This is a genomic window from Sphingomonas sp. BL2, assembly GCF_056680015.1.
In genome coordinates this window covers 2968349-2983702 of sequence record NZ_CM155261.1, presented here as the reverse complement: position 1 = coordinate 2983702, position 15354 = coordinate 2968349, and the positions used below count along the sequence as shown (strand labels likewise).

At 66.0% G+C, this 15354-nt stretch carries 11 protein-coding genes; 7 read left to right on the top strand and 4 right to left on the bottom strand.

The features are described from left to right. The first annotated feature begins 38 nt into the window (after positions 1-38). The 3 genes from AC1ME3_RS13970 to AC1ME3_RS13960 all read left to right on the top strand — a co-directional run bounded on the left by AC1ME3_RS13970 (position 39) and on the right by AC1ME3_RS13960 (position 5648). Entirely contained in the window at positions 39-1106 is a 1068-nt protein-coding gene (locus AC1ME3_RS13970; protein WP_480953610.1) for a LacI family DNA-binding transcriptional regulator, read from the top strand. Further along, positions 1103-4138 carry a TonB-dependent receptor gene (locus tag AC1ME3_RS13965; RefSeq protein WP_480953609.1) on the top strand — a complete coding sequence of 1012 codons (3036 nt, stop codon included), beginning with the start codon at positions 1103-1105 and terminating at the stop codon, positions 4136-4138. Before AC1ME3_RS13970 ends, AC1ME3_RS13965 begins: the two co-directional genes overlap by 4 nt. A gap of 70 nt (positions 4139-4208) precedes the next feature. After that, entirely contained in the window at positions 4209-5648 is a 1440-nt protein-coding gene (locus tag AC1ME3_RS13960) for a glucoamylase family protein (protein WP_480953608.1), read from the top strand. A 105-nt stretch (positions 5649-5753) separates the two neighbouring features. Here AC1ME3_RS13960 and AC1ME3_RS13955 read toward each other — a convergent pair whose 3' ends face one another. Continuing rightward, complete coding sequence (locus AC1ME3_RS13955; protein ID WP_107954841.1) at positions 5754-6896, bottom strand: anhydro-N-acetylmuramic acid kinase; 1143 nt, start codon at positions 6894-6896, stop codon at positions 5754-5756. Positions 6897-6990: 94 nt separating this feature from the next. Between AC1ME3_RS13955 and rimO the strand changes: the two genes are divergently transcribed. After that, positions 6991-8343 (top strand): 30S ribosomal protein S12 methylthiotransferase RimO, encoded by a 1353-nt coding sequence (rimO, locus tag AC1ME3_RS13950; protein ID WP_480953607.1) that lies wholly within the window; start codon positions 6991-6993, stop codon positions 8341-8343. A gap of 104 nt (positions 8344-8447) precedes the next feature. Here the strand turns inward: rimO and AC1ME3_RS13945 are convergent, their stop codons facing one another. Beyond that, a complete protein-coding gene (locus AC1ME3_RS13945) occupies positions 8448-8594 on the bottom strand; it encodes a lmo0937 family membrane protein (RefSeq protein ID WP_107954842.1) in 147 nt (48 codons plus the stop codon). 164 nt (positions 8595-8758) lie between these two features. Between AC1ME3_RS13945 and AC1ME3_RS13940 the strand changes: the two genes are divergently transcribed. Then, a complete protein-coding gene (locus AC1ME3_RS13940; RefSeq protein ID WP_480953606.1) occupies positions 8759-10150 on the top strand; it encodes a serine hydrolase domain-containing protein in 1392 nt (463 codons plus the stop codon). Continuing rightward, positions 10147-11532 (top strand): leucyl aminopeptidase family protein, encoded by a 1386-nt coding sequence (locus AC1ME3_RS13935; protein ID WP_480953605.1) that lies wholly within the window; start codon positions 10147-10149, stop codon positions 11530-11532. The genes AC1ME3_RS13940 and AC1ME3_RS13935 overlap by 4 nt, the downstream gene beginning before the upstream one ends. A 116-nt stretch (positions 11533-11648) precedes the next feature. On the opposite strand, the gene AC1ME3_RS13930 is transcribed toward AC1ME3_RS13935, so the two are convergent. Together AC1ME3_RS13930 and tpiA are read right to left on the bottom strand one after the other, a co-directional pair. Then, positions 11649-12323, bottom strand: coding sequence for a hypothetical protein (locus tag AC1ME3_RS13930; RefSeq protein ID WP_480953604.1), 675 nt, complete (start codon positions 12321-12323; stop codon positions 11649-11651). A 191-nt stretch (positions 12324-12514) separates the two neighbouring features. After that, positions 12515-13258 carry a triose-phosphate isomerase gene (gene tpiA, locus AC1ME3_RS13925; protein WP_480953603.1) on the bottom strand — a complete coding sequence of 248 codons (744 nt, stop codon included), beginning with the start codon at positions 13256-13258 and terminating at the stop codon, positions 12515-12517. Between the two features lie 140 nt (positions 13259-13398). Here tpiA and AC1ME3_RS13920 point away from each other — a divergent pair, with 140 nt between their 5' ends. Further along, positions 13399-15354, top strand: a complete 1956-nt coding sequence (locus AC1ME3_RS13920; protein WP_480953602.1) for a peptidylprolyl isomerase — start codon at positions 13399-13401, stop codon at positions 15352-15354.

Genomic DNA, 15354 nt, shown 5'->3' with positions numbered 1-15354 from the left:
AAAACGCGGATCGGCGCCAGAGGGGATCCCGACGCTTCATGCCGCATGCCACTGTCCGTGATATCGCACGCGAAGCCGCGGTGTCGGTGGCGACGGTGTCGCGCGCGTTGAACGGGCACAGCAATGTGCGCCCCGAAGTGCGCGAACATATCGAGGCTGTCGCCTTGCAGCTCGGCTATGTGCCGCACGCGGCGGCGCGTCATTTGAGCTCGGCAAAGTCGGGGATGATCGGCGTCGTCGTGCCGGACCTCCACGGCGAGTTCTTTTCCGAACTGTTGCGCGGGATGGACCGCGAGGCGTCCGAGCGCGGCCTGTACTGCATGATGATGGTGATGCACGGCGATGCGCAGCGCGGCGTCGCGGCGCTGCACGCGATGCGCGGCCGCGTCGACGGGCTGGTGGTGATGGCACCGGAGGTGTCGGCGGACGAACTGCTCGCGCACCTGCCGCGCGGCATGCCTGCCGTTCTCGTGAACTGTGCGCCGGGCCAATCGGGTCGCACCGAACTCCGCATCGACAATGTTGCGGGTGCGTCCGCGCTGGTCGAGCATCTGATTGCGACCGGTCGGCGGCGGCTGGTCCACATCTCAGGGCCCGCTGGCAACATCGATGCCGACGAGCGCCTGCGCGGTGCGCAGGAGGCGTGCGCGCGCGCCGAGCTGTCGCTCCGCGTGCTGACGGGTGATTTCAAGGAGCCGTCGGGTGCCGCCGCCGCCACGATCCTGATCGAAGAGGACGCCGACGTCGACGCGATCTTCGCCGCCAACGACATGATGGCGATCGGCGCGATGATGACTCTCAAGCGTGCCGGTATCGTCGTGCCCGACCAGATCGCGATCTGCGGCTTCGACGACATTCCGTTGACCAGACTTATCTCGCCGTCCCTCACGTCGGCGAGTATCGACATCGCCAGCTTCGGCGCCAGCGCTGTCGCGCGGCTGGTGAAGGCGATCGCTGGCGATGACGACGGCGGCGTCGAGCAGCGCGTACCGATCGTGATGGTGCGCGAGTCCACTGGCCCCGCGCTCCGGGGCCACCGAGTTCGAAATCCTTCCAGCATTTACAACGAAAAACCCGAACAATCGGGAACAGGGGAACTACCATGAATACGATGATGTTGCGCGCAGCGCTCGTCTCGCTGACCGCATTGTCGAGCGGGCTGCTGTTCGCGTCGACGCCGGCAACGGCGCAGGTCGGTCAGGCATCGCTCCGCGGCACGATCACCGCCCCCGCCGACAATCCGGTCGTCGAGGTCACCGCGGTCGAGATCGCTACCGGGCTGCGGCGCACCGTGCCTGCCGAGACCGGCGGTGCGTACAACTTCGCGTCGCTGCGCGCGGGTACCTATCGGCTTGAGATCAAGCAGCGCAACGGCTCGCGCAATTCGGACGCGTTCACGCTGCGCGTCGGTCAGGTCGCCGGGCTCGACCTGGATCTGTCGGCGCCGACCGCACCGGCTGCGCCTGCCGGTACCGCCGAAACGCCCGCCTCAGGCACAGCCGAAACCGGTGACGAAATCGTCGTCACCGGCAACCGCATTCGCTCGCTTGCCGGTGGCCAGGTCGGCAGCGTCATCTCCTCGCGGCTGATCGAGCAACTGCCGCAGAACAACCGCAACTTCCTCGCCTTCGCCGATCTCGCACCGGGCGTGCGGTTCATCGAGGACGCCAGCGGGGCGTCGCGAATCCAGGGCGGTGGCCAGGATAGCCGCACCGTCAACGTCTTCATCGATGGCGTCAGCCAGAAGGATTACGTCCTCAAGAACGGCATCACAGGCCAGGATTCCTCGCCGGGCAACCCGTTTCCGCAGCTCGGCATCGGCGAGTATCAGGTGCTGTCGTCGAACTACAAGGCGGAGTTCGACCAGGTCAGTTCGGTCGCGATCACCGCGGTGACCAAGTCGGGCACCAACCAGTTCCACGGCGAGGGCTTCTACGACTTCACTAATCAGAACCTGCGCGATCGCCGCCCAAGCGAGATCTTCCCGACCAAGATCGCGAAGGTCGACACCAGCAACAAGCAGTTCGGCGCGGCTCTTGGCGGACCGATCATCAAGGACAAGGCGCACTTCTTCTTCACGTACGAAGGCAAGCGTATCTCCAGCCCGTACGACGTTCGGCCCGAGAATGGCTATCCGGTGTCGTCGATCCCGCAGCAGTATCAGGATAACTTCGGCACCTTCGCGCAGCAGTTCAAGGAAGACCTGTATTTCGGCAAGATCGATATCGTGCCGACCGACAACGACCTGATCGAGCTGTCGGGCAAGTATCGCGACGAGTCAGGGCTGCAGAACGCAACCGGGATCAACGCTGCGAGCACATCGACGCTGAACAAGGTCGTCGACAAGCGCGGCCTGCTCCGCTGGCAGCATACCGGCGACAAGTGGATCAACGACGCGCGCGTGTCGTACGAGGACGTGGTCTTCTCGCCGAGGCCGTCGACCGATGGCATCACCCAGCTCTTCCAGGCGACGCAGCGGATCGGCACGGGCACGCAGCGCACCGACCTGCTCCGTGCCGGCGCCGGCGGCAATTTCCAGACCAAGGGCCAGAAGGGTTGGACCGTCCAGGACGATTTCACCTTCACCGGCCTTCAGGGGCACACGATCAAGGTCGGTGCCAAGGCGAAATGGGTCAAGCTCAACACGCTTGAGCAGAATTTGACCAACCCGCAATACACCTACGACGTCAACGCGATCCCCGGCGTCGCCTTCAACGATACGCTGCCCTATAAACTCGAGTTCGGTGCGCCGGGGACATCTGGCAATGCGAGCGTCCGATCGAACAATTTCCAGATCGGCTTCTACGCGCAGGACGATTGGGACGTCACCAGCCACCTGACGCTCAATCTCGGCCTGCGCTGGGATTACGAGCGGACGCCGGCGTATCTCGACTATGCCACGGCTCCGGAGATCGTCGCGGCGGTGTCGCCTGCCAATTATACAAATCTCATCGGCGCCGATTACGACATCAACAACTATATCTCGACCGGCAACAACCGGAAGGCGTTCAAGGGCGCGTGGCAGCCGCGCCTCGGCTTCACCTATCGCTTCGACGAGGCCGGCCGCTTCTCGATGTTCGGTGGCTATGGCCGGTCCTATGACCGCAATCAGTTCGACTTCCTCCAGCAGGAGGTCAGCCAAGGCGCGTACCAGGTCCGCACGTTCAACTTCATCGGCAACGACTCGCTCAACCCGTGCGTACCGAGCCAGACCTGTATCGCGTGGAACCCGGCCTATCTGACCGATGCCGGACGCCAGCAGCTCACGAGCTCGGCCGCAGGCGGCGGGCGTGCCATCGTCATGATGAACAACGACCTGAAGCTGCCCTATGCGGACCAGTTCAGCCTCGGCCTGCGCGGACGCTTCTCGCCAGTCGAACTCGAAGTCGGTTTTACGCATATCGAAAGCAACGACGGGTTCGCGTTCCTGCTCGGCAATCGCCGTCCGGACGGGAGCTTCTTCTTCAACGATCCCGCAAGCGTGTCGGATGTTCCTCAATCCCCGTTCACCTACTCGCCCAACGGCTATGGCTCGATCATCCTCGGCACCAATGGCCTCAAGACCAATTCCGATGCGGTCTATTTCAAGCTGACCAAGACCTATTCTGCGGCCTCGCCGTGGAGCATCGACGCGACCTACACCTACACGCAGGCGGACGAGAACCGGCAGTTCGGTGAGACCTATGCGCTCGATTACGCGCAGATCTCGGATTATCCGACGCTGCGGTCGTCTGGGGTGCCGCGTCACCGGTTCGTGATCGCGGGCAGCGTCGATACACCGATCGGCGTGACGATCTCGAGCAAGTTCCAGATCGAATCGCCGAGCTACTTGAAGGCCTTCCTCGATAGCTCGGAGCCATTCGCGCGGACGCTGCTGGGGCGGCAGGCGGATAGTCTCGGCGATCTCTGGGGTCGCCGCCAGCTCGACTTCGCGTTCACCAAATACGTGCCGCTCGGCTTCATCACCGATCAGACGAAGATCCGCATGCGGCTCGATATCCTGAACGTGATGAACGACCGCAATTACGTCGACTTCAACAACAGTCCCATCGATCCGAATTACGGCCAGCGTTCGACTTACAGCACGGGCGGCAATGCACCGCGCACGATCAAGCTGTCGGCGGGCTTCTCGTTCTAAAACTCGACATCGGGGCGCGGCCATGCCGCGTCCCGCCGCTACCCTAGCTTACCAGTAATCGAAGGACGTCATGATCGATCGCAGGCAGATGCTGCGCCACACGTCATTGGGCCTGGCAGGACTTATCGCCGGCTGCGCCATGCCATCCGCCACCACCCGGCTCGGCAGCGTAACCGGCACCGCTACTGGCACGGCGATGCCGACCGCGCTGCTCAGCGATCTGCACCAGCGCAGTTTCCGATTCTTCTGGGAGACGACGGATCCTGCGACCGGACTGGCACCGGATCGCTGGCCGACGCCGTCGTTCGCATCGATTGCCGCAGTCGGGTTCGCGCTGACCGCGTATCCGATCGGCGTCGCCAACGGATGGATCACGCGGGACGAGGCACGCACGCGGACGCTCGCGACACTCGAATTCTTTGCCGCCGCGCCACAGGGCGACAGCAAGAGCGACGACAGCGGCTACAAGGGGCTGTTCTACCATTTTCTCGGCACGACCAAGGGGCACCGGTTTGCGCGCGCGGAACTGTCGACGATCGATACGGCCCTACTGATCGGCGGCGTGCTGTTCGTACAGAGTTGGTTCGACTCGGATCATCCCGGTGAAGTACGGATTCGGGCGCTGGCGGACCAACTTTACGCAGCAATCGACTGGAACTGGATCGTGCCCCGCACGCCGTTCATGTCGATGGGCTGGCACCCCGAAAGTGGGTTCATCGCGCATGACTGGAACATCTACAACGAGGCGCTGCTGCTGTACGTCCTGGCGCTGGGGTCGCCGACGCACGCGTTGCCAGCGGCGACCTGGGACGCGTGGACCGATCGCTTCGATGAGCAGTGGACCGACAAATGGGGCGAGCCGCACGTCCATTTCGCGCCGCTGTTCGTGCATCAATACAGCCATTGCTGGATCGACTTCCGTGGCATCCGCGATCGCTACATGACGAAGAAGGGCATCGATTATTTCGAGAACAGCCGCAGGGCGGTGCGCGCGCAGCGGGCGTATGCGATCGCCAATCCAGGTGGATGGACCGGCTATGGCCCAGACGTCTGGGGGCTGACCGCCTGCGATGGTCCCGGCGACTTCAAGATCGCCCTCGGCGGACGGAAGCGCGAGTTCTTCAGCTATTCGGCGCGGGGGCCGGACGATCGCGACGACGGTACGTTGGCACCCACTGCCGCTGCGGCGTCGATCGCGTTCGAGCCCGAATTGGCCCGCCGCGCGATCGAGACGATGCATGGCCGGTACGGCACGCAGATCTACGGCAAATACGGGTTCCTCGACTCGTTCAACCCGACGCTGACGGCGGTATCGGCACCGCTGAAACACGGCACCGTCGATCCGAAGCTGGGATGGGTCGATGGCGACTATCTCGGGATCGACCAGGGTGCGATCGTCGTGATGATGGAGAATTGGCGGACCGGGCTCGTATGGACGACGATGCGGCGCAACCCGCACATCCGCCGCGGCCTGCAGCGCGCGGGCTTCACAGGTGGCTGGCTGGCATGATCGCCAGCGCAGCATAAAATCCAGGCTCAGATTTGCGCAGGCTCAGATGTTTGCGGGCCCAGATCGTTGCAGGCGCGGAACGCTCAATTGGCGTCAGCGCACCGCTCAAACCCGATCCACAACCCCGCCAGCCATCGCCACCGGAACCCCAGTCGTCCCCGGAAAACTGATCGCCAGTCCTTTCAACGTCCGCACCGCCATATACGCAAACCCCTCGGCCTCCAGCGCATCGCCGTTCCACCCGAGCACATCGGTAGGCTCCACCACCAACCCGGTCCGCGCGGCGATCATCGCCAGCATCGTCGGATTATGCCGACCACCCCCCGCCACCAGCAACCGAACCGGCCGGGCCGGCAAATGCCGCAAAGCCTCAGCCACGGTAGCGGCCGTAAACGCCGTCAAAGTCGCCGCGCCGTCCGCAGCGGACAACCCCCGAGCCGGCTGGATCGTGAAGTCGTTCCGGTCCAAAGACTTCGGCGGAGGCGCATCGAAAAACGGGTGATCGAGCATCGCCGTCAACACCGTCTCATCCACCCGTCCAGACGCCGCCAACGCCCCCCCGGCATCATACCGCGCGCCCGTCTCCGCCTCGACCCAACTATCGATCAGACCATTCGCCGGCCCGGTATCGAACGCCACCAGCCCATCACGGTCCATCATCTGCGCCCGCTCCGGCGACATCTCGCGCGAATCATGCATGTCGCGCCCGCCGGGAATGAAGGTGATATTCCCCACCCCACCAAGGTTCAGCACCGCGACGGGCCCCTCGAGCCCCGCCGCCAACGCTGCATGATACACCGGCAGCAAAGGCGCACCCTGCCCGCCCGCGGCCACATCCGCCGACCGAAAATCCGACACCGTCGTGATCCCGGTAGCCCGCGCGACCGCCGCCCCATCGCCGATCTGCCACGTCCAGCGCCGATCCGGCCGATGCGCGATCGTCTGCCCGTGGAAACCGATCACATCGACCTCCGCCGCCGCAACCCCTGCATCCGCCAGCAACTTATGCACCGCAAACACATGCGCGCGCGTAATCAGCTCGCCCGCGGCGACCACCGGCGGACTGGCGCGCGGCTTGTCGAACGTCAGCGCCATCCGCGTCGCCTCCGCCAGCTGCGCCCGCGCCGCATCCGAATACGGCTCGCCACGAAACGCGATCGGCCGCACGAACGCCTCGCCATCGGTCTCGATCAACGCCGCGTCGATCCCGTCGAGCGACGTCCCCGACATCAGTCCAATCGCCAGCATATCGGTTCCTTCCCGCGCAATCCGCCCACCCATGCAGGAAGCAAATTCGCCCGCCTAGAAAAAACCGAACTTTGCGCCTATGTGCGCGGGCTTGATGGCAACAACACTCCCCTCCCCGCCGAAGATCGGCATGGTCTCGCTCGGCTGTCCGAAGAACCTCGTCGACAGCGAACGGATTCTCACGCAGCTCCGCGGCGACGGCTACCAGATGTCGCCCGATTATGCCGGCGCCGACATCGTGCTGGTCAACACATGCGGCTTCCTTGATTCCGCCAAGGAGGAAAGCCTCGAGGCGATCGGCGAAGCCATCGCCGAGAACGGCCGCGTCATTGTCACCGGCTGCATGGGCAAGGAAGCCGACGCGATCCGCGCGCGCTTCCCGCAGGTCCTCGCGATCACCGGCGCGCACGAATACGAGCAGGTCGTCGGCGCGGTCCACGAAGCCGCACCGATGCCGCCGTCCGCGTTCCTAAACCTCATCCCAGACGCCGGCCTGAAGCTGACCCCGCGTCACTACAGCTATCTGAAGATCTCGGAAGGCTGCAACCACCGTTGCTCGTTCTGCATCATCCCTAGCTTGCGCGGCGACCTAGTCAGCCGCCGCCCCGACGCGATTCTGCGCGAGGCGGAGAAGCTCGTCGAAGCCGGCACTAAGGAACTGCTGGTCATCAGCCAGGACACCTCGGCGTACGGCGTCGACCTGCGCCACGCGAGTTGGCCGGTGAAGACCGGCGGCCCGATGTCGCGGAACGAAGCCCGCGAGGTCCGCGCGCACATGACCGACCTCTCGCGCGAACTCGGCAAGATCGCGCCGTGGGTCCGCCTCCACTACGTCTACCCCTACCCGCACGTCGACCACGTCATCCCGTTGATGGCGGAGGGCCTCGTGCTGCCGTATCTCGACATCCCGTTCCAGCACGCTGCGCCGTCGGTGCTGCGCCGGATGAAGCGCCCCGGCAACGATGCGAAGGTGCTCCAGCGCATTCACAACTGGCGGACGATCGCGCCCGACATCACGATCCGCTCGACCTTCGTCGTCGGCTTCCCCGGCGAGACCGAGGAGGATTTCCAGTATCTGCTAGACTGGCTCGACGAAGCACAACTCGACCGCGTCGGCGCGTTCCGCTTCGAGCCGGTCGAAGGGGCGGCGGCGAACCTGCTCCCCGACCACGTGCCCGAAGAGCTGAAGGAAGAGCGCTACGCCCGCATCATGGAAAAGACCGCGGCCATCTCCGCTGCCAAGTTGCAGGCCAAGATCGGCCGCACGCTCGACGTGATCATCGATGCGGTCGACGAAGAAGGCGCCACCGGTCGCTCAAAGGCAGATGCCCCAGAAATTGACGGCGAAGTCTTCCTCCGCGACGCCGGCCACCTGACGGTCGGCGACATCGTCCCAGTCACGATCGAAGATGCCGACGATCACGACCTCTACGGCGTGCCCGTCTAATTAGCTGTTCCCCCGCGAAAGCGGGGGCACAGGAATCTCGAACGATACCGTTGGTGATCCTGGACTCCCGCGTCCGCGGGAGAACGGCTAAGTTCGCGAGTCCGTCAGACGACGTTGCGGCCGGTGAACAGCTTCACCAGAACGACGATGACCGCGATCACCAGCAGGATGTGGATCAGTCCGCCTGCGACATGGAAGGCGAAGCCTGCCAGCCAGAGGATCAGCAGGATGACGGCGATGGTATACAGCATGGTTGTGTCCCCTAAGACGTGAAAAGGCTCCCGGTCGGACGATGAAACGTGCGTGTAACATGGCGTGTTCCGTCAACATTTCTGCCCTAGCCTAACCCCTTCTACCGCCACGGAATAAAAATCACGGCGTTGCACGCGCACGCCGGTTCTGCTTCGTTGCGCGCATGATACTCCGCCTCCTCGCCGTCGCCGCGCTGCTCCCCGCTCCCGCCATCGCGCAGTCGCTCACCCCCACCGAAACCGCGCAGATCGACACGCTGGTCACCGGCGCGCTCGGCGATACCGGCGTGCCCTCCGCCTCGATCGCGGTGGTGCGCGGCGGGCGTATCGTGTTCGCCAAGGCGTACGGGAAACCCTCCGAGGCGATCGCCACCGCCGACCCCAAGCTCCCCTACCAGATCGCCTCCATCTCGAAGCAGTTCACCGCCGCTGCGATCCTGCTGCTCGAGGACGAGGGCAAGCTGTCGCTCGACGACACCGTCGCGAAATACATCCCCGGCATCACCGACGGCGACCGCATCACGATCCGCCAGTTGCTCAGCCACACCTCCGGCCTCCAGGATTACTGGCCGCAAGATTACAGTTTCGCCGCGATGGCCAAGCCCGTCACGCCACAGCAGATCGTCGATCGCTGGGCCAAGAAGCCGCTCGATTTCCAGCCCGGCACACAGTGGCAATATTCCAACACCGGTTATGTGGTGGCCGGCATGATCGTCGAGAAGGTCGCGCACCAGTCCCTGCTGAGCTTCCTCCAGCAGCGCATCTTCAAGCCGCTCGACATCCGCGCGCTCGACCAGGACAAGGCGATCGGCAAGGCCTTCCCGCAAGGCTATGGCCGCTTCGCGCTCGGCCCGGTCCGCCCCGAAACGCCCAGCGCAGACGGCTGGCTCTACGCCGCCGGCGAACTCTCGATGAGCGCCGAAGACCTCGCCAAATGGGACGTCGCGCGCCTTAACCGCACCACGCTCCCCGCCGACGACTGGGCCGTGCAGGAAACCCCGGTGAAACTCGCCGATGGATCAAGCAACGGCTACGGCCTCGGCGTCTTCACCGGCAGCGCGAACGGCCGCCGGTATGTCGAGCACAGCGGCGAAGCGGTCGGCTTCCTGTCCGAGAACACCGTCTATCCCGACGACAAGGCGGCCATCGTCGTCCTCACCAATAGCTGGTTCAGCGACGCAACGGGCCGCATCGCCGCGGGCGTCGCCAAGATCGTCCTGCCCACCGCACCCGCCAATGCCGAGGACACCGCCGCGCTCGCCCCAGCCCGCGCCGTCTACGACCAGCTCCGCACCGGCACGCTCGACCGCAAAGGGCTGACTGAAGACGCGAACTATTACTTCAAGCCGGTCGCGCTCTCCGACTACAAGACCAGCCTCGGCGCACTCGGCGAGCCCACCGCATTCGCACAAACCGGCAAGACCCGCTTGCGCGGCGGCTTCGTCAACCGCACCTACCGCATCACCTATCCCGACCGCACGCTCTCGCTCAGCACCTATGCCGAGCCCGGCGCGAACGGCCGATACGAACAACTTTTGGTGGCGCCCGCACAATGACCGACTTCGCATCGATGCTCCAACCCGACCGCGGCCAGCCCGCGCGGACGATCCACGTCGTCCACCCCGACGCCTATGAAGGCTGGCTCGCCAAGCAGTCGCAGCGCATCCGCACGACGATCGCCGCACACCGCCTGACCGGCAAGGCCGGCGACCGCGCGGTCCTCCCCGGCGAGACCGCGGACGACTGGTCGATGCTGCTGGTCTGCAACGAACCGGTGACGTCCCCCTGGCGGATCGCCTCGCTCGGCGCGTCGCTACCCGAGGGCACCTACCGCCTCGCCGAAGGCCCGGTCGGTGCGGCAGGGCTCGGCTGGATGCTCGCCCAGCACCAGTTCACGCGCTATTTGAAGCCGGACGCGATCGGCCCCCGCGTGCTCCTGACCGCCGACGCCGCGCACATCGGCGAAACCGTGCGCCTCGCCGAAGCGACCGCGCTCGTCCGCGATCTCGTCAACACCGGCGCGTCCGACATGGGCCCCGCCGACCTAGAAGCCGCCGCCGAGACGCTCGCCAAACGGCACGGTGCAACCGTCACGACCACGCGCGGCGATGCGCTCGCGACTGGCTACCCGATGATCCACGCGGTCGGCCAGGCCGCGAGCAAGGACCGCGCGCCGCGGCTGATCGAACTCGAATGGGGAAACCCTTCGCACCCCCGCATCGCGCTGGTCGGCAAGGGCGTTACCTTCGACACCGGCGGGCTCGACATCAAACCGTCCGCGGGCATGCGGCTGATGAAGAAGGACATGGGCGGCGCGGCGCACGCGCTGGCGCTGGCGAGCCTCGTGATGGCGGCCAAGCTTCCGGTCCGTCTCCACCTCCTGATCCCTGCGGTCGAGAACTCGATCGCCGGCAACGCCTTCCGCCCCGGCGACGTGATCGCCACACGCAAAGGCCTGGCCGTGGAGAACACCAACACCGACGCCGAAGGCCGCCTCGTCCTCGGCGACGCGCTGACCAAGGCAGGCGAGAGCAACCCGGAGTTGATCCTCGACTTCGCCACGCTGACGGGAGCGGCGCGCGTCGCACTCGGTCCCGACCTGCCGCCGATGTTCACCGACGACGAATCGCTCGCGGCGGACCTGCTCGCGTCGGGGCTGGAACAGAACGACCAGATGTGGCGCCTGCCGCTTTGGAACGGCTATGACGAGATGCTGAAGTCGGACATCGCCGACATGGTCAACGCACCCGATGGTGGTTTCGCAGGCGCGATCACCGCCGCGCTGTTCCTCCGCCGGTTCGTGCCGAAGACCGCGGCGTGGGCGCATCTGGATGTGTTCGCGTGGCGGCCGTCGGCCAAGCCAGGGCGACCTAAGGGCGGCGAAGCTTACGCCCTCCGCGCCGCGTTCGCGATGTTGGCTAAACGGTACGGCGCCTAACCGTTCCCTCGCGGAGGCGGGGGTCCAGGCTCACAAACGTCAGCCTGTGAGATCCTGGGCCCCCGCCTCCGCGGGGGAACAAGCTGATGCCTGGGACAGCGCAAGCGAAGACGACGTCACCCCGTCGCAAACTGCCCGAACGGCAGCAGCTTGTCCGCCAGAGCCTTCGTCGCATTCGCATCGCCAGCGCGCAGCGGCACCAGCACTGCCACCGCAGCCTTGCGCACATACCCGTCGATCGCGGTCGGCGTCGGCGCCTTGCTCGCCGTCTCGACCAGCGCCCGTCCCCGAGCATCGTTCGGGTCCAACTCCAGCCGCAACAACCCGGCCAGTCCGGCAAACATCGCGCGATTGCCGCCCAATGCCACCGACCGATCCAGAGCCTCGAACCCGGTCGCCTTCTGCGCGCCCGCGACCGCACGCCCGACGAACCGCCCCAGCTTCGCGATCACCCCGACATGCCACGCGCCCAGCGCCGCCTGCGCCTCGGCATTGCGCGGATAGCGGACGACCAGCGCCTCATATTGCTTCCGCGCGGCGATCGCCTCACTCCGGTTGCCGAGCAGCTTGGCGCGATACCCCTTCGCCATTGCCTGCATGATCGCGGCCTCGGCGTCGTTCGGCGAACGGCTCAGCGCCTGCCCCGCCGCCGCCGCCGCCCGGTCGATCCGCGCCAGCGCAACATTGCGATCGCGGTCGACGAACCCAGCCTGCGTCAGCAACTCGCGCGGCGTCTCGGCACGCGCCGCGATCGGACACAGGACGGCGCTCGCGATCAGCGAGGCACTCACGCAACCGGGGAACCACCTGGCCATATCAACCCTCGCACCGAAGTTGTCCGATCAAAGTCCCGGCCCGAAACTTGGCCGTCGAATCGTGTCACGGACCATAAGACCGCCATGTTTATCGAGACTTAACACGCTCTACCCGCGATCCGGATCAGAAACGTCCAGATCAGGATCAAGATCGACCGAACCGGCTGTCACAAGCCCGCCGCAGCCTCGATGATCGGCACGAACTTCTCCGCGGTCAGGCTAGCCCCACCGACCAGCGCCCCATCGACGTTCGGCGTATCGAGAATCGACGCCGCATTCGCGCCCGTCACCGAACCGCCGTACAGGATCCGCACCCCGGCCGCCGCATCACCGATCAGCATCCGCAACTTCGCGCGCGCGATCGCGTGGATCGCCGCGATTTCCTCCAGCGTCGGCGTGCGACCCGTCCCGATCGCCCAGCGCGGCTCGTACGCGAGCGTGAACCAGCTCCCGTCCGCATTGTCCGGCACCGACTTCTCGATCTGCGCCTGCACGACTCGCTCGGCACGGTCCGCATCGCGTTCCGCCTCGGTCTCGCCACAACACAGGATGACCTGCAAACCCTGCCGCCGCGCCGCCGCCGCCTTCGCCCAGGCGTCATGGCTGGTCTCATGCTGGTCCGCGCGACGCTCCGAATGACCGACGATCGTGAAGCTCGCGCCGACTTCCTTGACCATCGACGCCGACACGCACCCGGTATGCGCGCCCGAATCCGCCTCGTGCACATCCTCCGCGCCGATCGCCAACCCCGGCACGCGCTGCGATGCCGCGTCGATAAGCGTGAACGGCACCGCCACCGCGACATCGACGCCCGGCGCGGCAGCCGCTGCCGCAGCGATCGTATCGAGCTCGGCCAGCGCCGCGCGCGACCCGTTCATCTTCCAGTTTCCGGCTACAAGCTTACGCCGCATCGTCATCTCCCGAGTGTTTTGCCCAGCGATAGCGCAGCACCCGCCCCGCACAACCCCAAGCAACGTTGCGCGCCCGACTTGAAGAGCCGCCCTCGCCCCCGTAAAGCAACCGCGTTCCCATCCCTGTCGATCGGCTGTCCATGCTCGCTTTCTTCCGCCGCCTTACCCATTCGAAGGTCGGCGTGATCATCACGTTCCTGGTGCTCGGCGTGATCGCGCTCGCGTTCGCGGCGGGTGACGTCACCGGGCTCAGCTCGATGACCGGCGGCGCCGGAATCACCGGCGGCGACGTCGCCAAGGTCGGCAAGGCGGACGTGACCGCGAACCAGCTCAAGACGCAGGCGCAGACCGAGATGGAGGGCTTCCGCCAGCAGCAGCCGACGCTCGACATGGCGACCTTCGTCAACCAGGGCGGCTTCGACGGCACGCTCGACCGAATCATCTCCAGCATGGCGCTCGAACAGTTCGGCCGTGCGCAGGGCATGGTCGTCAGCAAGCGCGCGATTGACGGCCAGATCGCCAGCATCCCCGCCCTGCAGGGCCCGACCGGCAAGTTCGACGAGAATCTCTACCGCCAGGTGCTCGCCCAGCGGAAGCTGACCGACGCGCAGATCCGCAGCGATATCGAGCGTGATACGTTCGCGCAGCAGCTGACTCTGCCCTCGAACGGCGCGACCCAGGTCGCCAGCCAGCTCGCGCTCCCCTACGCCTCGCTGCTGCTCGAAAAGCGCACCGGCACGATCGGCTTCATTCCTGCCGCCCTCGTCCCCGCCGGCCCCGCGCCGAGCGATGCGGACCTCAACACCTTCTATCAGCGCAACATCGCGCGCTATACCGTCCCCGAGCGCCGCGTCGTCCGCTACGCGATGATCACGCCCGAGGCCGTCAAGGCACAAGCCGTCCCGACCGACGCCGAGATCGCCAAGACCTATCAGCAGGACAGCGCACGCTACGCCGCGACCGAGAAGCGTGACATCACGCAGGTCGTCGTCGCCGACCAAGCCGGTGCCGCCGCGATCGCCGCCAAGGTGAAGGGTGGCACCAGCCTCGCCGACGCCGCCCGCGGTGCAGGGCTCGAAGCATCGACCCAGACCGGTGTCGAGAAGGCTGCCTATGCCGGAACGGCGTCCGCGCAGGTCGCCGATGCCGTCTTCGCCGCCGCCAGCGGTGCGGTGATCGGCCCGGTCCGCACGCCGCTTGGCTGGACCGTTACCAAGGTCGACAAGATCGAAAAGGTCGCTGCGCGTTCGCTCGATCAGGTCCGTGGCGAAATCGCCGCCGCGCTGGGCATACGCAAGTCGGCCGAAGCGTTGTCGGCTATCCACGACAAGATCGACGATTCGCTGTCGAAGAACGCGACGTTCGACGAAGTCATCGCCGACCAGAAGCTCGCGGCCGTCACTACGCCCGCGCTGATCGCGAGCGGCATCAACCCCGACGATCCCGCCAGCAAGCCCGACCCCGCGCTTACGCCACTCGTCGCCGCAGCGTTCCAGGCGGCCGATGGCGACGGCCCGCAACTGGTCCAGGTCGGCACCGATGGCGGTTTTGCCGTCGTCGCGCTCGGCCGCGTCGTCCATTCCGCCCCGCGTCCGCTAGCGCAGGTTCGCGCCGCGGTGCTCAAGGATGTGACCGCCGATCGCGCTCGCCAGGCCGCGCGTCGCGTCGCTGGCGAAGTGCTCGCGCGCATCAACAAGGGCATGCCGATCCAGCAGTCGCTCGCACAGACCAAGCTGCCGATGCCGCCCGCGCGCACGCTGACCGCCGCCCGTGCGCAGCTCGCCGCCGATCCGCGCGGCGCACCGCCCGCGCTCGCGCTGATGTTCAGCATGGCGCCGAACACCGCCAAGACGCTGGCCGCCCCCGACGACAGCGGTTGGTTCGTGATCAAGCTCGACAGCGTCCAGAGCGGCAACGCGGCTGGCAACGACGCGGCGATCAAGGCAGCGCGTGGCAACATCGCCCGCTCGGTCGGTCGCGAATATGTCGAGCAGTTCGCCAAGGCAGTCCGTGCCGATGTCGGCGTAAAGACCAACCCGTCCGCACTCGCGCGGGTCCGTGCCGACCTGCTCGGCCAGGGCGGCTCGGGCAACTGA